Raw genomic sequence first — 19287 nt, 5'->3', positions numbered from 1 at the left:
GTTTCGGATGAGAAAGAGCTACAATTCAAACGTAGAAATTGCAATAAGCGCGTTGCGATTGCACGTTGAATTTTTCATCATGCCTGCCGATCATCTGCCAGATCGACAGCCCAGGAACTGCTTAGGAACCAGCGGCTTAAACCGCCGCCCATAATCGGCCAAAGCTGTTCGAAGCACGGGAATACAGAAAGAAGCCGCCAAGGGCGTTGGCGGCTTAGAGGGGTTGAAAAGGGTGTTCCGACTCAAGAATGGACACCCTTTTCGTGCTGACTCTGGAGTCATCAGCACAACAAAAACTAGCGGCCTGATCGCTGCCTTCAATCGGACTAAAGTCCGATACTTCATTAGCTTGCGTCAGTTTGGAACATCCCGGCGCGATCGGTTGTTTGTATATTAACGACTATCCACGCGGCAGCGAGTTCGGACGTAGCGATGCAGCGTAAATGAGGCATGTCGAATCGCCTGAAATATTTACTACTTGCAGTCGCCGTCTCGCTCATGATGTGGGCGGGAATAATCAGAGGAACAATCTGGATGCTGAGTGACGGGACGGATTACAGTTTCACCGCCGGTACCAGATAGATCACTCATAAGCGGACACATGTCCCTTAAAAATTGTGTGATGGCTGGGGCCTTTGTGGCAACCCTCCCTTGGATATGCTTGGTCCTATTTTCCGGCCCGGATCAGGCTTCTACGGACGACCATGTCACCTTCCAAAACGGAATGATGACATGGTGGGGATTCCGGGAAGCCGTCGAATTGCTCGCAGAAATGGCTGTATTCGGCATTGCTGCCGGTGGACTGTTCTGGCTGGTAGCCGCCGCAGGGATCAAAAGACACAGTTTCCCACATGGCTCATAGGAAAGTGTTTGAGTAGGCAGTCCTCGATATAGTCAGATACTCGCCGCCCCTCATCAAATGGTGGGTGGCGAAGCCGCCCTTACGACAGCGCGAAAATCCGCACTTCCCTCCCGATGCCGTGAAGCTCCTCCATCCGCGACACCGAGCTGATGCCGCCGTCGCGCAGGATCTCCGAAACCTGCTCGTTGTCGACCACTGCCTCCGTCGTAAGGATCACATGCGGTTCGGCCAGCTCCTGCACGCGCGAGGCGATGTTGACGGTCTGGCCGAAATAATCCTGCCGGTCGTTCATATTGACGGCAAGGCACGGTCCTTCATGGATGCCGATCTTGAGGAGAAGATCCTCGCTGCCGCGTTCGGTATTCAGCTGTAGCATCGCTTCGCGCATCCTGAGTGCCGCCGCCACCGCCCGGTCCGGGCTCGGGAAGGTCGCCATCACGGCGTCGCCGATGGTTTTCACGACCGCGCCGGCCTCGCCCGCGACGATCTCGTGCAGAACCCGGAAATGCGTGCGCACCAGATCGAAGGCCGAGAGATCGCCGACGCGCTCGTAAAGCGCGGTGGAGCCGCGCAGGTCGGTGAAGAGGAAGGTCAGGCTGGTGATCTTCAGGCGCTGATCGACATCGAGCGTATCGGTCCGGTAGATGTCGCGAAAGCTCTGGTTCGTCAGGAGCCGCTTGGCCGTCAGGAACGGCCGCCTGTGGCCTAATATGTCGTGCAGCTCGTCTCCCGCGACGCAGACATTCGGCAGCACCCTGCGATCGGTGTGGTTTTCCAGCGTCAGCCGCAGCGGGCCTGGTCGCAGGACAAGCGTTTCGTTCGGCGCATGCCCGTTGCTGAGGACCATCGAGAGCGTCTGCCGTTCGTCCGTCGGTTCGCCCTGCACGTCGATGAACTGCGCCGAATGGGTCACCGCATCAAAGATGATGACGAACGCCGCCGGCAGCTGCAGCGAGACGAGAGCCCTCTCGCCCGGCTCCAGTTCGACCTCTTCCAGAAGAACGTGTGCGAACCTTTCTTCGAGATTGTCGGGCAGATCGACGCCGGTGCTGAAAAAGATCTGGCGGTAATATTCGAGCGGAGGCAACCGGTCGGGATCGTGGGCGGCGATCCTGCGCACCCGCGGGCTGACCGTGAAGGTGACCTCGACCATCTCGTCGAGGGTCGGCTCGTAACCGGCAGCACAGAGCGCGCAGTGATAGCATTCCCGATCGACCGTTTTGAGCGTCGCGCCGCTGTCGAGCACGCCGCCGCATCCGGGGCAGAGCACATTCCAGGTCATCTCGAAAGCCCCCATGCGGGCCGCATGGAGAAACGCCGCAATCACCTTCTCTTCGTCGAGGTGATGCGCCCCCGCGAAGGCCAGCGCATTGATGCGGTTGAGATCGCGATCGGCGCCATGCCTGACGACATTTTCGATGCAATCGACCGTCTCAGGATCGGCCGCCTGCCGCAAGGCTGCAAAAAGGACGTCCATTTCGCTCATCGGACAAGCCTCTGTGGGCGCAACGCCCTGCCGGACGACGCCTGCAGCAATTATAGCACGGAATTCGCTGATAGACATCGCCGTGAACAAGGAAGCGGTTGAGGATGGCACCTGGCGCCTCCCCGCGTTCTTCACGCGCAAACCGCGTCCCGAAAAAGGCATCAGTAACAAAAGCCCGTCGCTCGCGGCCATCCGTCATGGTGCGTACCGGCTGAACACGAAGTCGCGGTCCTTGACGACGGAGTGACAGGAAAAGCATGCTTCGGGCATTGCTTTCGCGGAGGGTTTGCCGTTGTCGAACTCGACATATCCCCAGCCGCCGGTCGAGGCGAACTTCTTTGCATCCTTGACCATGAACTGCACGCCGTTCTTGGGTAATCCCGCGACGAAGGACTGGGGAGCGCCGAAGGCCGCCTTGCTCTCCTCCAGCGGGTGATAATCCCAGGCAAGGCGTCCGATGATGGTGCCGTCGGGATAGGTAGTGGCCCCTTCCCGGAAAGCTTTGATCGCGATATCGTTCCCGAGGATGGCTCTGATATCGTTGAGCTTGCCTTCCTCGTGCGCCACGGTGATCAGCGGCCAGTCGCGGTAGCCGGCAGGCAGTTCAGACAGGGCCGGCGCGCGCCCCTCATCGGCCCCTCCGGATGCGGCGGTATTGTAACCGACCAGACCGGTAACCAGACCAACGGCCAGCGACACCCCGATAATCCGCTTCATCGAAATTCTCCAGCCATCAGAGCGCCGTGCTCTAACTCTTCAATCTACGCATCGATTCCGATTTTCGGGCCGATGCAGTAAGCGATGAAGCGATCCTCGCAGATATTCCGGCAGGCGAAATCATACTTTAATATGGTGGACACCGACCGGCAGGCCCTACAGGCCCTGCCCCAGCCTGCGTTCGTTTTCGATGCGTGTGACGCAACCGGAAATTTTTGCCATCAGGAGATCGAAGTCGATCGGCTTCGTAAAATAGGCTTCCGCTCCGGCCTGCAGGCCCGACAGCATATTATCCCGATCGGCCAGCGCCGTCAGCATGATGAACGGCGTTCGCGCGAGTTCCGGATAATTCACCTGGAGTTCGGCCAGAAGTTCATGACCGCTCATGACGGGCATGGAAATATCGCAGATGACGAGATCGGGCCAGTGAGAGACGATCATTTCAAGCCCCTCCCTGCCGTTCGAAGCTTGCAGCGTCTTAAAGCCGGCATCCTCCAGTTCCTCCACCAGGATCTGTCGAAGTTCCGTCTCGTCATCGATACAGAGAATGCTGATCATTGTTTCCTCTTATGCCGACTGTTTTTCAATACATTCGTCGAACGGCAGCTCGACCGTGAAGGTCGTGCCGCGCCCCAGCGTACTCTCGACGGAGATCGACCCGCCGTGCAGTTCGACGATCTCCTTCACGATGTTGAGGCCGATTCCCGTTCCGGCGATCCCGGTGGCGCTGCGGGCGCGGAAATAAGGCTCAAACAGCTTCGGCAGATCATCCGCATCGACTCCGATGCCGGCATCGGAAACGCTGACGCGAACCTGCCTGCCGTCCCTCCATCCGGTGACGCGGATGGTCGAACCGGCGGGCGAATATTTCACCGCGTTCGACAGCAGATTGGAAAAGACCCTTTCGATCGCCGCCTGGTCGATCATCTGCAGCTCCGGCAGTGCGCCGAGATCATGGCTGATCGTGTGGCTCTTGCTGATCTCCGCCCGGCTGGCGATACATTGGCGAAGCACGGCACTCAACGAGCCGGCCTCCTTGTTGATGGCAATGGTTCCCATCTCCAGCCGCCCGGCCGCAAGGATGCTTTCCATCAGCTCTACCATCCGTGCCACTGCTCCCTTGATCTGCACGGCCTTGTCTTCCAGGAACTGGGACGTGACGGCGGCTTTCGTCCGCGTCAGCCGCTGCGCCGCTCCGTCGATGACGGCCAGCGGTGTCCTGAACTCGTGCGAGATCATCGCCACGAAGCGGCGCTGCAGGGCATTGATCTCCCGCTCGTGCTGGAGAAGGCGGTCGAGCTCGATGTTCTTCTCTCGAACCTCCGCCGTTCTTATCTGCACGACCTTCTCGAGCTCGTCGCGATGCTGGCGCAGCTTGCGCTCGCTGGTCTCAAGCGCCTTGAGGGCGAGCTGGCGGTCGTGGACGTCTTCGAGGAGGCCGTACCAGCGAACAACCCTGCCCTCGGCATCGCGCCGGGGCGCGGCACGGTTGCGATACCACCGATACCGCCCTTTGGTCGTTCCGATACGGTAGATCATGTCGAACAGCGCCCCGGACCTGACCGCCGCCTCCCATGTCTTCACGACGTCAGGCAAGTCGTCCGGATGCAGGGTTCTGTGCCATCCCTGCCCCATCGCCTCGTCGACGTCGCGTCCTGAAGCATCCTGCCAGCCCGGCCGACTTCGATGACGTTTCCCTCCGCGTCGGCCACCCAGGGTATCTGGGGATGAAGCTCGATCAGCGACCGGTAATGTTCCTCGCTGGCCCTTAAAACCTGCTCGGCGTGACGAAGTTCTGTAAGATCGTAGATAACGACGACGACGATCGGCTTCTTCCCCTCGGACGTGGGAATGAAGGACCGCCGCTTATGAGTTTGGAACGTCCGGATCGATCCATCCGGCGCCGTGATCTCCTCCTCAATCAGGCATGCCTTGCCTGTCGCCAGAACCTGTGCATCCGCTTCCCGCACCCGCGCCGCCTCATCGGCCGGCAAGAAGTCATCGTCCGTGCGGCCGAGGATCTCTTCGAGCCTGAGGCCGAACATCTCGCACGCCTTGCTGTTGATGAAAAGGAAGCGCGATTGATCGTCCTTGATGATCGTCGGCCTTGCCGCATCCTCGAACAGGTCTCTCAACAGATCACGATGCGGCACTTGCAGACCAGGCCTGCTGGACAAGTCACGGTCCATTTCGAAGCTGTTCACGATGCGCGCGCCCTTTCAACTGGGAGGGAATTTACAACCAGAGCGTTACCGAATACTGAAGCGGCGGCCTGCATTTTAGCGATGATGAAAACTGAGAACATGGGGATCCATCGAGTCCTATGGGCTCGGGCGCGACGATTCCGACATTGTCCATTCGCTTGAGCGCCATGCCCGGTCTCCCAGCTCAGCGTTTCGATTTGCAAGCCTCAGGCTTACTGATTGATTTCCGGCTCGACCAGACGGGCGAGGTTGCGCAGCGATTCCTGCCAGCCGAGATAGCAGGCTTCCGGCGGAATGAGATCCGGGATGCCGGCCTGCACCACATGGAGTTCGGTGCCGACGGAGACCTTCGTCAGCGTCACGGTAACGTCCATCTGGCCGGGCAGATTGGCATCGTCGAACCGGTCGGTGTAGTGAAGTTTCTCGCTGGGAACGAGTTCGAGATACTCGCCGCCGAAGGAATGGCTGTGGCCGGTCGTGAAGTTGCGGAAAGACATCCTGTGCGTCCCGCCGACCTTTGGCTCCAGCTGATGAACCGTGCAGGTAAAACCGTTCGGTGGCAGCCACTTGGCGACGGCATCGGCTTCCAAGAAGGCGCGATAGACCTTGTCCGGAGAGGTCGCCAGGACGCGGTGAAGACGAATTGTACTTGGCATGATGATTCCTCCTTGGGATTGGTGTTTGGCAATGCCTCCAGGACGGACCTGATCTTGCCGATCCGACACGGCGATCGAATTTTTTTGCCGCCGCCCTCTCGCCGATCATAAACCACATCTCGAAAACGCGACGATGGCAAAGGTGTTTTTATTTTGCAAATCGATTTGCAAATCGATTTTTTGTGTGTTTTGATGCAGGTATGAGCACGATATCAAAGGTGGCAGAACGGGCAGGCGTATCGCGGACGACAGTCTCGCATGTGCTCAATCATGCCGATCGGGTGTCGCAGGCACTGAGAGAAAAGGTGCTCGCGGCGGTCGAGGAGCTTGGCTATGTGCCGAACCCGCAGGCCCAGAGCCTGCGCACCGGCAAGACCAATCTGGTCGCCATGCTGATCCCCGATATCCGCAACCCCTTCTATCCCGAGCTCGTCAAGACGGCGCAGTCGGAGATGGAAGCGGCCGGCCTCGACATGCTGATCTTCAATACCGACGTGCCGGGCGGCCATTCGCAGGAGCATGGGCGCGAATATCTGCGCCAGATCCGCAACCGCCGCATCGACGGGCTGATCGTCGGTGATTTCGCTTTGCATGGCATGCACGACGCGCTGCTCGATATCGACCTGCCGACCGTCTTCATCGGCGACCTGCCGAACAAGGCAGTCGACAGCCTGAAGATCGACGATTTCGGCGGCGGCCGGCTGATGGGGCAATATCTGGCATTGAAGGGCCACAAACGCGTCGCCCATGTCACCGGCCCGTCCTTCTTCGCCGAAGCGATGGCGCGTGCGGCAGGTTTCGAACAGGGTTTGCGCGATTGTGGCGTCGAGCCCGATCCGGATCTGCGCTTCGAGGGTAGCTATCTCGGCCCCTCGGGCCAGGCATCGGTGGAATGGCTGCTCGAGCGCCATAAAGACGCCCTGCCCTCCGTGGTATTCTTCGCCAACTTCCTGATGGCCTCGGGCGCCCTTGCCGAATTCTACGATCGCGGCATCAGGATACCGCAGGATATGGCGGTTGCCGTCTTCGGCGACCAGACGCAGCTCGAATATGTGCGCCCGCGCCTGACCCGCGTCGGCCGCCCGCCGGCAGCCCTTGCCGCGCGCGCCACCGCCATGCTGCTCGAGCGTCTTTCGGGACGATACGACGGGCCGCCGCGTTCGGAAATCATCTCCTGCAACTTGCAGCCTTTCGACACCGCATGAATGTCAACCGCCTGCAGCCGGAAGAGGAGCCGGTCTGTGAGGTCAATCAAAATGGGAGGAAATCATGACCGATATCAAGAAACCTGGAAATGGCATTTCCCGCAGACAACTGATCCGGAAAGGGGCCCTTTTGACCGGCGCCGGCATGGCCGCCGGGCTGACCGGCTTTCCCTATATCAACCGGATGGCCGTGCGCGCCCAAGGCGCACCATTGAAATTCTGGCAGTTCTATGCGCCCGGCGGCCAGGTCAAAAGCCAGGTCGACTGGTTCACCAAGATGATCGGCGACTGGAACGACAGCCACGACCAGAAAGTCGAGCTCGAATACATTCCGAATACCGAATATATCAACGGTCCAAAGCTTGCGACCTCCTTCGCCTCAGGCGAAGGCCCGGATATCTTCCTGATCTCGCCGGGCGATTTCCTGCGCTACTATAATGGCGGCGTGCTGCAGGACCTGACGCCGCATATCGACGATGCGACCAAGGCGGACTTCCCCGAAAGCGTCATTGCCAACCGCATGGTCGACGGCAAGATCTACGGCATTCCGATGGAAGTCGAGCCGATGGCCATGTACTATTCGATCAAGGCCTTCGAGGAAGCCGGCCTCAACGAGAACGATGTTCCCAAGACCTGGGACGAGCTTCTCGAAGTCGCCAAGAAGCTGACGACGCCGAACCGCTATGGCGTGCTCTTCGAAACGACGCCGGGCTATTACCAGAACTTCACCTGGTATCCCTTCCTCTGGCAGGGCGGCGGCGAATTCCAGACCAAGGACGGCAAGAGCGCCTTCGATTCGCCGGCCACCGTCCAGGCCCTGAAATTCTGGCAGGATGCCGTCAAAAGCGGTGCGGCCCCGCGCCAGGTGCTCGGCAATGGCGCCAACGACACGGTGGCAAACCTCGCCGCCGGTTACTGCGCCATCCAGAATGTCGGCATCTGGGGCATCTCGCAGCTGGCGGGCAATGCCAAGGATTTCAAATACGGCGTCTTCAAGCTGCCGACACCGGCCAACGGCAAATACGTGACCGTCGGCGGCGGCTGGGCCTTTGTTGCCAATGCCAAGGGCAAGAGCCCGGATGCGGCGGCAGAATTCTGCGCCTGGGCGCTCGCCTCGATGGATAAGGGTTCCGTCCAGCGCGTCGCCGATTGGTGCACCAAGGCAAAGTCTGACATGCCGCCGCGCAACAGCGCGCTCCAGGCCGGCGGCGATGCTTTCAAACAGGGGAATATCGGCACCTTCGCTAGGGATATTCACCCAGGCACAAGAGCTGAACCGCGGGTGCCGCCGGAGGTCTACAAGATCATCTCCGACGCCATCCAGCAGACGCAGCTCGGCGGCGCCGATCCGCAACAGACGGCGACCGCAGCATCCCAGCAGCTCGACGCGTTCCTCGCCTCCTACAGCGGCGCGCCGATCCTCTAGTCGCTTCTTTCTTTACATGAAGGAAGTGACCTAGTGCGTTGTTCTTACAATGACCGTGCCGCATCTTAAGACAGATGCGGCACGGCAGGGAGTTGCACATGGACACGGGTATGAGGCCACACCAGAACAAGCCGGACCAAGGCAAGCCCGTCAGGCAGAGGGGCCTGTCGGCCAAACATCGCGAATGGGTGGCGGGCTACCTCTTCGTCCTGCCGGATGCGATCGGGCTCTTGATCTTCCTCGGCCTGCCGATGGTGCTGTCGCTGGTGCTGGCGGTCTTCGAGGTCAATGGCTTCGGCGGCTATCGTTTCGTCGGCATGGCGAATTTCGTGCGCATGGGCAAGGACCCGCTCTTCTGGCAGGCCGCCCGCGTCACCGCCCTTTATGCCGTGCTGCTCGTGCCGCTTCTCTATGTCTGCGGGTTGGGACTGGCGCTGCTCGTGCAGAAGACCAACCGCTTCAACGCGGTCATGCGGGCGATGTTCTTTGCCCCGCATATGGTCAGCCTCGTCGTCGTCGCCGTCGTCTGGCAGTTCATGGTGGTCGACAAGATCGGCGTCATCAACAAGCTGACGCCCTTCCTCGGCATGTCAGGCATATCCTTCCTCGGCGATCCGCAATTTGCCCTGCTGACGGTGGTCTTCGTCAGCCTCTGGTTCCTGATGGGCTTTTACATGCTGATCTTTCTCGGCGGTCTGCAGGACATTCCCAAGGAATATTACGAGGCAGCCAAGATCGATGGCGCGAGCCCCTTCCACTGCTTCTGGTACATCACCCTGCCGCTTCTGAAACCGACGAGCTTCTTCGTGCTGATGGTCTCGATGGTGGCGGCCGTCGCCGGCGCGCAGGCCTTCGACATCATCTACGTGATGACCAAGGGCGGCCCTGCCAATTCCACCGCGGTGCTGATCGTCTACATCTATCAGCAGGCCTTTTCCTTCGGCGCCTTCGGTTATGCCGCCGCCATGTCCTCGGTGCTGGTCATCGTGCTGATGCTGGTGACCGCGCTCTTCTTCGTCATGACCAAGGGAGGCCGCTTCAACTATGAGTAACGTCCCCTCTTCCGCCTATCCCTCGTCCTCACAGGTGACGATCGTGCGCATCCTCTGGATGCTGATCACGGCGATTCTGGCGCTGATGATCCTTTTCCCGCTTCTGTGGATGGTGTCGATCGCCTTCAAGACGCAGGCCGAAGCCTTCTCCCCCAACCTGATCCCCTCGGAGCCGACGCTGGAGAACTTCGAATATGTGCTGACCGGCGTGCCCTTCATCCGCTACATGGCCAACAGCTTCTTCGTTTCGGCGAGCGTGACGATCATCGCCCTGTTCTTCCATACGATGGCCGGTTATGCGCTGGCGCGCCTGCGCTTTCCCGGCCGCGAGATCATCTTCCTGGCGATCTTCTCCACCTTCCTCGTGTCGCTGCCCGTCATCATCGTGCCGCTCTTCGTCATTGTGCGCGCCATGGGCATGCTGAACACCTATGCCGGGCTGATCGTGCCATCGATCTTCAATGCCTTCGGGATCTTCCTGCTGCGCCAATATTACCTGTCGCTGCCGCGCGAGATCGAGGAGGCGGCGATCGTCGACGGCGCCGGCTACTGGCGCATCTACTGGAGCATCATCCTGCCGCTCAGCCGACCGATCATGTCGGCGCTTGCCATCCTGTTCTTCCTGGCAAACTGGAATGCCTTTCTCTGGCCGCTGACCGTCGCCTCCAAGGCCGACCTCTGGGTCGTGCAGGTCGGGATTGCCAATTTCAAGAGCCAGTATTCCGCCTCGTGGAACTACATGATGGCGGCCTCCACGATCGTCGCCATCCCGACGCTCGTGCTCTTCATCATCTTCCAGCGCCAGATCATGGATTCGCTGAAAACCAGCGGTCTCAAATAACATCGAAGAGGAGAAATTGATGACCCAGGCTGGCATATCGCCGCTGCGCGGGCTTGCGACACTGAGGACGGCGAAGACCCGCCGTTTTTCCAGCTACGACCGCACCGGCGGCAATGACGACAGGCTGCATATCGAACCCGGCAAGACCGTGGTCATCGCCGAGCATGCGGGTGCGGGCATCGTCACTCATATCTGGGCGACGCTTGCCTGCGAGAGCGAGAGCTTCCTGCGCAAGATCGTGCTGCGCGCTTATTGGGATGGCGAGGACAATCCGAGCATCGAGGCCCCGATCGGCGATTTCTCCGGCATGGGCCACGCGCAAACGCGCAATTATGCCAGCCTGCCGATGCAGGCGAGCCCAGAGGACGGCAAGGCCTTCAACTGCTATTTTCCGATGCCCTTTGCGAGCCACATGCGCTTCACGATCACCAATGAGGCCGAGCACGACCTGCTCTTCTACTACTATGTCGATCTCGAACTGCATGACCGGCTGGAAGACGGGCTTGGCCGCTTCCACGCGCAGTACCGCCAGGCGCGCCCCAAGGGTCAAAGCGAAGCCGGCCTGACCAACGAACAGTTCCTCTTCGGCGGCGAGACGACCGACGGCAAGGAGAACTACACGATCCTCGAAGCCGAAGGCCACGGCCACTATGTCGGCGTGCTCTTTTCCGTCTATTCGCGGCGCCGCTCCGATGTCTGGGACTGGTACGGCGAAGGCGACGACATGATCTTCATCGACGGCGAGCCGGGTCTTTCCGTGCCCGATACGGTGCGCAAGCCCGATCCGCGCATCGGCCCGAAGGCGGCGCTGATCGAACCGCGCGGCGAAAGCAGCCCCGGCGCCAACGACGCCTGGCCGCCAACACTGCACGGCACCGGCACCGAGGATTATTTCAACACCGCTTGGTGCCCGACACAGGATTATAGCGGCCCCTACCACGGCATCATCGCAGCTGGCGGCCCGAACTGGACCGAGCCGGTTACCCTCTACCGCTGGCATCTCGAAGACCCCGCCATCTTCCAAAAGCGCATCCGCGTGACGATCGAGCACGGCCACGCCAACCGCCGTTCCGACGACATTTCCTCCGTCGCCTTCTGGTATCAGGCCGAGCCCCACAAACCCTTCGATCCCCTGCCCGCGATGGAAGACCGCATTCCGACCTTCCGCCGCCCCTACCAGAACTGGAATGCCGCTGCAGCGGCCGCAAAGAAGGGCGGTGCTTCCTAAGACTTTTCGAAACGGGAGGGCGGTGTATGATTCAAGCTCCTGAAGTGGAAAGCAGCTGATCAAGTGTGGATGGCTGTCGGTATTGGCCTGCCTCGAACGTTCTTTGCGGAACGAGGCGACACCTCGTAGATCGAAGCGATACTTTGGAGATTGGAAACATGGCGCTCAAGCAGATGCACAATGTAGGAATCGTCGTCGAAGACCTGGACGTGACGATTGATTTCTTTCGCGAACTCGGCCTCGAACTCGAAGGACGGGCCACGATCGAAGGGGAATGGGCCGGACGTGTCACCGGGCTGGGCAATCAGCATGTCGAGGTTGCCATGATGCGCACACCGGACGGACACGGCCGGCTCGAGCTCTCCCGTTTCCTCGCCCCTGATGTCGTCGCAGATCACCGCAACGCCCCCGTCAACGCGCTCGGCTACCTCCGTGTCATGTTCGCCGTCAGTGATCTCAACGAGATGCTTCAAAGGCTGCGTGCGCGCGGCGCTCAGCTCGTCGGCGAAGTGGTCCAGTATCAGGACGTATATCGGCTCTGCTACATCCGCGGGCCGGAAGGCATTCTCCTCGGGCTCGCCGAGGAACTTGGCTGAGCGCGAGACCGGTCGGGGTACTCGGTGTCCCCGACCGTAACCGGCGTTCCGCTCCCGCCTTGTCCTCGCCTCCCTGGCCCTGTGGTCGTCGGCCCATAAGCCAGCAACGGGAGTATTCTTCATGGAACTGCTGCTGCAAACGGGCACGATCTCTAACCCATCCGGATGATTGCAATCACTGGTCCGGACTATAGTTTAGAGCGGGTTTCGGCGACCCCACGTGAAATAGTCGTCGATTGGGGCTCGATCTTCGCGACGAACTCTTTTTTGAAGAGCATGCCCGAGCAAGCAGATGTGGCTGGCGTAAACGAACGTTCATGGCTGGAGCAGCCTTGATCGGTCCGTAGGCTCCATGTCACCGGATGGAGTTTCCGAGTTGACGACATGCGTAAAACAATAGCAGTCGGCCTGGGCGCCCTGATCGCTATGTACGTTCTCGGCGGCATGAGCGCGAGACATGAGATCTTTCCTTGGCCGCAACTTTCCGCGCTCAAGAAAATGGCTGGTGCAGAGAAGGCGCCGGCTCCAAGCCGTTATACTTTCGACGACAAGGAACGGCTCATCGGAGATGAATCGAAAACGCCTGTGCCCTGCCCGCCTCAAACTGACCGAACGGCCGTCTTGCTTGTTCTTGGCCAATCGAATGCGGCCAACGACGGTGGACAACGGCACCGGTCGAATTACGGCGCTCGTGTTGTAAACGCCTTCGGAAAACGGTGCTTCGTCGCCGCCTCGCCACTCCTTGGATCGACCGATACCAAGGGAGAGTACTGGACGCTTCTTGGGAATAAATTGATCGCATCCGGACAGAATGACAGCGTCATCATTGCCCCCCTCGCATATTCCGGGTCTGAGGTCGCACGATGGGCGGCAGGCGGTGACATCAATCCCGTGCTGGTCGATACGGTGAAACAGCTTCAGGATTCCGGTTATCGGATAACCAGCGTCCTCTGGGTGCAGGGAGAGAAGGACCTCGTCATCGGCACTACTGCGGAGGCCTATCAGGAGCGTTTCCTCTCGATGGTCGACACGTTGCGTCAGCACGGCGTCGAGGCACCCGTTTATATCTCAATTGCATCGAAATGCCTCGAACCGAGCAACGGCGGCTTCAAGGAGCATATCCCGGACAATGCGATCGTAAGGGCGCAGATGGCCCTGTCGAAAAGCGGCCACGGTATCCGAGAAGGCGCAAATTCCGACGCGTTGCTCGATGGAGACGACCGCTATGACGATTGCCATATCGGAGGCTCAGGCGCGGAGAAGGTGTCGCAGGCTTGGCTGAGCCTTCTGCGCGGCGATCGCCTGGAAACCTCCCGATAGTCTTGCCTGAACCGGTTTTCCCGCCTGCGCGAGCTTCGCCCTCCGACGGCGACGGCCGGTGTGAGCTCTTCCGCTGAGCGGCGGCAGATATTGCCGCCCGGCCGGCCGGCGGTTAGTCTCCGCCTATGGTGCGAAAACGAAACCGGGACATCACTTCATGGTATCATGCGCCCGAGCCTGATATCTGCCCGCTCTGCGGCCGGATCGTCCCGGCCGACCAGAGGGACGAGCACCACCTGGTGCCGAAGAGCCGGGGCGGACGCGAGACACAGGTTCTGCACCGCATCTGCCATCGCCAGATCCATGCGCAGTTTTCCGAGGCGGAGCTGGAACAATCCTACGCCACGGTCGAGGCCCTGCTGGCCCACCCGACCATCCAGACCTTCGTCGCCTGGGTGAAGAAGAAGCCGCCTGGCTTTTATGACGGCACGCAGCCCAGCAAGCGGCGGCGGGAGTGAGCGGCGATCGAATTGGCTTACTCGCCGCAGCCTCTGTTCGATCACTTAGGGGGCGGTGCTTGGCCGCCAGCCCACCGTCGCTTCAAAGAGGGTTACGCAGGGCGGTCAGGCAAATACGGTAATACAGACGGCCATCCAGATGAGCGCCGTTCCCAATGCCATCGCTCGCCTGGCGACGGCGACTTTGTCTGCCTCCTCCTCCGCGACAGGTGTCGTTACAATCCAGGGCACGCAGCCAAGTGCGGCAAATCCGAGGATAGCGACAACCATCACAAGATAATCGATTGGACTCCAGCGCCCCTGTTCATACACTCCCCAATAACCCAGAAAGGCCATCCCTACTGCAAACATGGTGGCGGACGCAGAGCAAAGCCCTGTAACCGACCCGGTAGGGGCGCGCATGTTGCTTTTTTCACGTGTTTGCGAGTTCATGACCCAATATCCACGAACGGTTGGCTGTCCTTCCGCAAATATGTCAGGAATTGGGCGCGGCGTGAAGCGCTGGCGACCTCTGGGAACGGCCGCCAACTCTCATCCCCGGGCGGCACAACGCTACCCGGGGCTAGGTCCGCTAGAGCAGCCGCACCGACATGCCGCCATCGACGATCATTGGGCTGCCAGTCATGAAGCTTGACTGGTCCGACAGCAGAAAGAGCGCGGCCTTTGCGATCTCTTCGGCCGCCGCCATCCGCTTCATCGGATGCAGGCCGGAAATATAGTCGAGGAATTCAGGGTTGTTCTCCCCGCCGGCGGGTGTGATGGTTCCGCCGGGCAGCAGGCTGTTGATCCTGATGCCGTCAGCCGCATGATCGGCGGCGACCGATTGCACGAGGCCGATCAGTCCAGCCTTGGAAGCTGCATAGGCACCCATGCCGGGCAAGCCGCCATTGCTATAGCCGACGAAGGACGAGGTGAAGACGATCGAGCCGCTGCGCTGTGCTTTCATGACCGGCAGCTGCGCCTTCAGCGCAAAGAAGGCGCTTGTCAGGTTCGTCGAAATCACCGTCTCCCAGTTGTCGGCACTCATCTGCGAAAACGCGCCCATCTCGCCGACGACGCCGGCATTGTTGAACGCGCCGTCGAGCCTGCCATAGGCATCGAGCGCGCGATCGACCAGCGCCTGCGCATAGGCGCCCTCGCGCACATCACCGGCCAGGGACACGGCCGTGCCGCCGCTTTCAATGATCTCGGAAACGAGCGCCGCGAGGTTCGGCGCTCGCCGTGCGCCGAGCACGAGCTTCGCACCGCCGGCCGCAAACAGCCGGGCAGCGGCGGCGCCGATGCCGCTGCTTGCGCCAGAGATGATGATGACCTTGTCTTCCAGTTCCATGTCCGAGCCTCCTGTTTTGATGGTCACGGAGGGGTAGGAAATATGAGAAGCGGCAGCCACCCGATTCCGGATCGGCTGGAGGTAATCAAGCAAACACGATGTGAGAGCGCCCCTCCTCGTTCGGCCTCGATACCGTCACAGACCTTAGTCCAGCCGCGGCCGGACCATGGTCCGATGTTATCGGCGCATTCCCCCGCTACTATTCTCCTCATCCTGATTGCCTCCGAGATTCGGCAATCCGGCGTCACGAAACGAAACCTGTCCCCGAGACGGAGAAACAGATGCGTATAACAACCTTGGCGTCCCTAGCCGCCCTTTCCATGATCATCGCTTCAAGCCCCGCAACGATTTCCGGCTTCGATATGGCCGCATTCGCAAAGGACGGCGGCAATGGCGGCGGTAACGGCGGCGGCAACGGTGGAGGAAACGGTGGAGGAAACGGCGGCGGGCATGGCAGCAGCAATGGCGGGGGACAGAGCGGCAGTCACGGAAAAAGTGGCGACCATTCCGGGGGCTCGACGCTTCAGAGCGAAAGCAAGGGCAAATCCCGAGAGAACAGCGAGAAATCGCTGACCGCGAAAAAGACCACCGACGATATCAGGCAAAAGAACGTTCGCGCCGAGCTCGCCGGGCTGAATTCACTCAACCGCAGCTATAAGGCCTATTTGAACACGTCCGATCCGAAGATGACCGCGATCTCGGCCTATGCCGTGGCCTATGCCCAGTTTGAAATCGATAACGGCGTCGCACCCGCACCCGATGATCCGGTCCTGGGCGATGCGGCACTGGAGAAAGCGCTGGAGTCGGCCACGCGCACCGGCGAACTGAGCCCGGCAGCCTTCGATAAAGCCAAGGCCATCCTCGGCGTCGGTGATGCCGATGGAAAAATCGACGAGATCCGTGAATCCCTGTCGCACACAGCCCCGACAACGGCAGGGAATTGACGGCCGCTCGATCCGCCGGGCCGCCATACCCGGCGGATCGATGTACCTGTCATGGATTTTTCCACGGGCAGAACAGTTTCTTTCCCTCCGCACGACGCCATCCGCACGCCGAAATGAAAAATTGCGCTGGCGTCTGCACTCATACTGGCCGTCGGAGCTCGGTAGTCTTCGCCGAGGCCAAGACCACCTCGGCGTCGGTGATGCCGACGGTAAAATTGATGAGATCCGTGAACCCCTGTCGCACTCAGCCCTGACCACGACCGGGATTTAACGGTCGGTCGATCCGCCGGGACGCCATACCCGGTGGATCGATCGCTCCTGTCATGGGTTTTCCCGCAGGCAGAGATGCCGACGGAAAATCGATCCGTGAACCCCTTGTCATAGCTCGCCCCGACTGCGACAGGGATTAACGGCCGCTCGATCCGCCGGACCGCCATACCCGGCGGATCGATTGCATCTGCGTCCCGTGCCTTTCGGACGATGACGATATCTTTCCCGGCTGGAAGGACAGACCGGCTTGATCGTCGGCACGCCCCTCCTGTGCCTCCTTATCTCAGACCTGCTCCTCGATCACCGCCTGCGCCACATCAGGTGCGCCGCTGTTTATCCACGTCGCGACGAAATGGCCGACGGCCACTGCCCCGATGCAGAGCACGATCGAAGCCGCGACATTGATGCAGGCCCGCACGACGGAACCCATTCGCAACAGCTCGAGCGTCTGCAGGCTGAAGGAAGAGAAGGTCGTATAGCCGCCGCAGAAGCCCACGATCACGAAAAGGCGCATGTTATCGGAAATCGGGAAGCGACCACTGGCGAGTGTCAGCGTGCTGAAAAAACCGATCACCAGCGAACCTGTGATATTGATGATGATCGTGCCCCAGGGCAAACCCCGGCTGATGGGTATAGCAAGAATAGAGACGGCGTAGCGGGCGAAAGTGCCGAGCGCGCCGCCGGCCATGACGATGAGACAAGTATAAAATGACATGCTCGCTCCAAAAATCTCGGGCGGGCAACAAAAAACCCGCCTGCAGCGGGTTCCGGACAGATTCCCACCGCGGTTGCACACGGTAGGAGTCATCAGCCTTGAGGGCGGTTTCGGGGGTACTCCATCCCCATCGGGGTGATCTATAGCGCAAACTGCCGTGGAATGGCAAGGGGAGAGCGACCACCCCTCAGGCTGTTATTTCCCGCGCGGCGGCCTGCGGGTTCTGTCGCTCTTGTCTTTGGCGGAAGATGTCTTCGCGTCGAAGGCCTGGCCGAAATTGGTGCCTCCCAGGTGTCCGCCGCCGCTGGTGTTGACCACCTGGCGCGCGGCACGTCTAAGAATTGTCGCAGCATCTGTCTTTGTCATTGTTTTTCTCCAGAACAGAACGGGGCTTGAAAACAAAAAGGCCGGGGCAAGCCCGACCTTTCCAGGGTTCGCATAACCGCAGTGCCAGTACATCCGTGGTCAAAGCGAGGTGCGAACCAATTGATTATGCAGAAGCGAGGTTCTGCGCGGCGTTCTTGCCGCTGCGGGAATCCCGCACCAGGTCGAAACTGACCGACTGGCCTTCACGCAGGAAGGTCATGCCGGACTGTTCGACAGCCGAAATGTGAACGAACACGTCCGGCGAGCCGTCGACCAGCGAAATGAAACCAAAGCCCTTGGCCGTGTTGAAGAATTTAACGATACCAGTATTCATAACGATTTCCTTTCAATCGCAAAGAATTACCAAGCCCGCTATGTGCAGGCGATAAAGTGGTCGAGCTTGAGAGGAAAGATTAGCCAATGCGCATTTTGCGCAGAAACGAAGCTGACGAAGCAAATTCGATTTGCAGAACATAGGGATCATTTGTGTTCAGAACAAGGTATATTTTATTTTTATTAATTTGGCGGCTATTGTGGAGGCGCGCAAAAGGGCGCATGGTGCCCGTGTCAGCAGCCATTTTCACGGGCGCTGTTGGTTAAGGGCATCCACACCCTGGCCCCGACCGGAAGGAGGACTGAATGTCTTCCGCGACCCCGCTAAATCCAGTTCCGATGTCCCCAATCCCGATATCTTCGGCCGACGAAACCGTGCCTGATAACGACGATGTGAACCTGCTGATCCGTATGCTCGATCGAGCCGGATATGACCAGGCTGCCGAGCCGAAATTGTTCGGGCACGCTGCAGCACAACTCCTTTCGCTGTTCGATAGCGGCATCCGCCATGAAACGATCCTCATGGCAGCGCTTCAGAACGCCGGCGACTATCCCGGCGTCGCCGATCCATTCGTCAAGCGCCGCTTTGCGATCCAAGGCCTGCCGCCGGGCAACACCGCGCCGGCAGTGTGATGCGCAGGAGGACGGATATGCCCGTGCGTGAAAGGCATTTGCAGCTTGTGCATTCGAGGCCGGCCAATGCGGCCGATCTGGAATCCGAAGTCTCGGCATCGCTTCACCGCGCAGGCGATATAGATGCGACCTATATCTTCGTATCGGCGCATGACGGCGACGTCACCCTTGCAGGATGGGTGCCGCTCTACACCCAGATCGAGCGGGCGGCGGACGTGCATGGGGCGTCGGTGGCGTGAGGCACGTTTTAAACGAACTCTCCTGTTCGCTCTGACCTGGCCGGCTCGGCGCAGCATCTTTCCTCAGCACAGAGAAACACCATGCCGGTACCATTCGAATCCATCCCGCAGGAAGAACGCCTCACCATCGTCGATCTGCTGATCGCACACCTTGCCGTGGCCTCATCCAACGCGGCCACCGCCGGCAATGCCTCATTGCATGCCGAAATCGGCGAAATCTCGGGACAGCTGAAGACCTGCCGCGAACAGATTTCCGCCAGCGACACGGCGTTCGCCAATCTCGCCGTCTCCGCGGCGCTGCGCCTGCTCTCCCGCCTGCAATCCCGATCTCCAGGCGCCACAGCATCTGCCCGCACGGACTTCTGCTGACATTGGATCTTAAGCCAGCCGGCACTGCATCACATCG

Annotated in this window: 23 protein-coding genes and 1 riboswitch; of the genes, 12 read left to right on the top strand and 11 right to left on the bottom strand. The window is 60.1% G+C overall.

All coding sequences use genetic code 11. The features are described 5' to 3' along the window. Positions 1-941 precede the first annotated feature (941 nt). From EV281_RS16605 to EV281_RS16580, 6 genes are all read right to left on the bottom strand, one after another. Positions 942-2348 (bottom strand): adenylate/guanylate cyclase domain-containing protein, encoded by a 1407-nt coding sequence (locus EV281_RS16605; protein WP_132654156.1) that lies wholly within the window; start codon positions 2346-2348, stop codon positions 942-944. 195 nt (positions 2349-2543) lie between these two features. Then, a complete protein-coding gene (locus tag EV281_RS16600) occupies positions 2544-3065 on the bottom strand; it encodes a cytochrome P460 family protein (protein WP_132654155.1) in 522 nt (173 codons plus the stop codon). A 156-nt stretch (positions 3066-3221) separates the two neighbouring features. Continuing rightward, the gene (locus tag EV281_RS16595; RefSeq protein ID WP_132654154.1) at positions 3222-3623 is read right to left on the bottom strand and encodes a response regulator; all 402 of its coding nucleotides are present in this window, start codon (positions 3621-3623) and stop codon (positions 3222-3224) included. Positions 3624-3632: 9 nt separating this feature from the next. Further along, positions 3633-4700, bottom strand: a complete 1068-nt coding sequence (locus tag EV281_RS16590) for a PAS domain-containing sensor histidine kinase (protein ID WP_132654153.1) — start codon at positions 4698-4700, stop codon at positions 3633-3635. Further along, on the bottom strand, positions 4646-5269 hold the full coding sequence (locus tag EV281_RS16585; RefSeq protein ID WP_132654152.1) for a PAS domain S-box protein: 624 nt from the start codon (positions 5267-5269) through the stop codon (positions 4646-4648). The genes EV281_RS16590 and EV281_RS16585 overlap by 55 nt, the downstream gene beginning before the upstream one ends. Positions 5270-5481: 212 nt before the next feature. Continuing rightward, the gene (locus tag EV281_RS16580) at positions 5482-5925 is read right to left on the bottom strand and encodes an SRPBCC family protein (protein WP_132654151.1); all 444 of its coding nucleotides are present in this window, start codon (positions 5923-5925) and stop codon (positions 5482-5484) included. Positions 5926-6125: 200 nt separating this feature from the next. Here EV281_RS16580 and EV281_RS16575 point away from each other — a divergent pair, with 200 nt between their 5' ends. The 8 genes from EV281_RS16575 (at position 6126) to EV281_RS16535 (ending at position 14051) form a co-directional block, all read left to right on the top strand. Next, positions 6126-7130 carry a LacI family DNA-binding transcriptional regulator gene (locus EV281_RS16575; RefSeq protein ID WP_132654150.1) on the top strand — a complete coding sequence of 335 codons (1005 nt, stop codon included), beginning with the start codon at positions 6126-6128 and terminating at the stop codon, positions 7128-7130. Positions 7131-7194: 64 nt separating this feature from the next. Then, the gene (locus EV281_RS16570) at positions 7195-8556 is read left to right on the top strand and encodes a sugar ABC transporter substrate-binding protein (protein ID WP_132654149.1); all 1362 of its coding nucleotides are present in this window, start codon (positions 7195-7197) and stop codon (positions 8554-8556) included. A gap of 110 nt (positions 8557-8666) precedes the next feature. Then, on the top strand, positions 8667-9608 hold the full coding sequence (locus EV281_RS16565) for a sugar ABC transporter permease (RefSeq protein WP_132654366.1): 942 nt from the start codon (positions 8667-8669) through the stop codon (positions 9606-9608). Then, the gene (locus EV281_RS16560; protein WP_132654148.1) at positions 9601-10449 is read left to right on the top strand and encodes a carbohydrate ABC transporter permease; all 849 of its coding nucleotides are present in this window, start codon (positions 9601-9603) and stop codon (positions 10447-10449) included. The genes EV281_RS16565 and EV281_RS16560 overlap by 8 nt, the downstream gene beginning before the upstream one ends. Positions 10450-10468: 19 nt before the next feature. After that, on the top strand, positions 10469-11677 hold the full coding sequence (locus EV281_RS16555; RefSeq protein WP_132654147.1) for a glycoside hydrolase family 172 protein: 1209 nt from the start codon (positions 10469-10471) through the stop codon (positions 11675-11677). Between the two features lie 158 nt (positions 11678-11835). Next, entirely contained in the window at positions 11836-12273 is a 438-nt protein-coding gene (locus EV281_RS16550; protein ID WP_132654146.1) for a VOC family protein, read from the top strand. A 384-nt stretch (positions 12274-12657) separates the two neighbouring features. After that, on the top strand, positions 12658-13593 hold the full coding sequence (locus tag EV281_RS16540) for a sialate O-acetylesterase (RefSeq protein WP_132654145.1): 936 nt from the start codon (positions 12658-12660) through the stop codon (positions 13591-13593). A 125-nt stretch (positions 13594-13718) separates the two neighbouring features. Continuing rightward, positions 13719-14051, top strand: a complete 333-nt coding sequence (locus EV281_RS16535; RefSeq protein ID WP_132654144.1) for an HNH endonuclease signature motif containing protein — start codon at positions 13719-13721, stop codon at positions 14049-14051. Positions 14052-14156: 105 nt separating this feature from the next. Here the strand turns inward: EV281_RS16535 and EV281_RS16530 are convergent, their stop codons facing one another. After that, entirely contained in the window at positions 14157-14483 is a 327-nt protein-coding gene (locus tag EV281_RS16530) for a hypothetical protein (RefSeq protein WP_132654143.1), read from the bottom strand. Between the two features lie 139 nt (positions 14484-14622). After that, the gene (locus tag EV281_RS16525; RefSeq protein WP_132654142.1) at positions 14623-15381 is read right to left on the bottom strand and encodes an SDR family oxidoreductase; all 759 of its coding nucleotides are present in this window, start codon (positions 15379-15381) and stop codon (positions 14623-14625) included. A gap of 281 nt (positions 15382-15662) precedes the next feature. On the opposite strand from EV281_RS16525, the gene EV281_RS31435 reads away from it, so the two are divergent. Further along, positions 15663-16325, top strand: coding sequence for a hypothetical protein (locus tag EV281_RS31435; protein ID WP_184326898.1), 663 nt, complete (start codon positions 15663-15665; stop codon positions 16323-16325). Between the two features lie 553 nt (positions 16326-16878). On the opposite strand, the gene crcB is transcribed toward EV281_RS31435, so the two are convergent. The 3 genes from crcB to EV281_RS16510 form a co-directional block, all read right to left on the bottom strand. Further along, positions 16879-17310, bottom strand: a complete 432-nt coding sequence (gene crcB / locus EV281_RS16515; RefSeq protein ID WP_132654141.1) for a fluoride efflux transporter CrcB — start codon at positions 17308-17310, stop codon at positions 16879-16881. A gap of 76 nt (positions 17311-17386) precedes the next feature. Further along, positions 17387-17448: riboswitch (Fluoride riboswitch) on the bottom strand. Positions 17449-17505: 57 nt separating this feature from the next. After that, positions 17506-17676, bottom strand: coding sequence for a hypothetical protein (locus EV281_RS31175; RefSeq protein WP_165911905.1), 171 nt, complete (start codon positions 17674-17676; stop codon positions 17506-17508). Between the two features lie 124 nt (positions 17677-17800). Next, entirely contained in the window at positions 17801-18010 is a 210-nt protein-coding gene (locus EV281_RS16510) for a cold-shock protein (protein ID WP_132654140.1), read from the bottom strand. A 305-nt stretch (positions 18011-18315) separates the two neighbouring features. On the opposite strand from EV281_RS16510, the gene EV281_RS16505 reads away from it, so the two are divergent. From EV281_RS16505 to EV281_RS16495, 3 genes are all read left to right on the top strand, one after another. After that, positions 18316-18642, top strand: a complete 327-nt coding sequence (locus EV281_RS16505) for a hypothetical protein (RefSeq protein WP_132654139.1) — start codon at positions 18316-18318, stop codon at positions 18640-18642. A gap of 17 nt (positions 18643-18659) precedes the next feature. After that, positions 18660-18881: a BON domain-containing protein gene (locus tag EV281_RS16500; RefSeq protein ID WP_165911904.1), complete on the top strand. Its 222-nt coding sequence runs from the start codon at positions 18660-18662 to the stop codon at positions 18879-18881. An 81-nt stretch (positions 18882-18962) separates the two neighbouring features. Then, on the top strand, positions 18963-19250 hold the full coding sequence (locus EV281_RS16495) for a hypothetical protein (protein ID WP_132654137.1): 288 nt from the start codon (positions 18963-18965) through the stop codon (positions 19248-19250). The last annotated feature ends 37 nt before the right edge of the window (positions 19251-19287 follow it).

The sequence above is a fragment of the Rhizobium sp. BK418 genome (assembly GCF_004341105.1).
Taxonomy (GTDB): domain Bacteria; phylum Pseudomonadota; class Alphaproteobacteria; order Rhizobiales; family Rhizobiaceae; genus Rhizobium.
The sequence above is the reverse complement of the archived record's forward strand: the minus strand, read 5'-3'. Positions and strand labels throughout refer to the sequence as shown.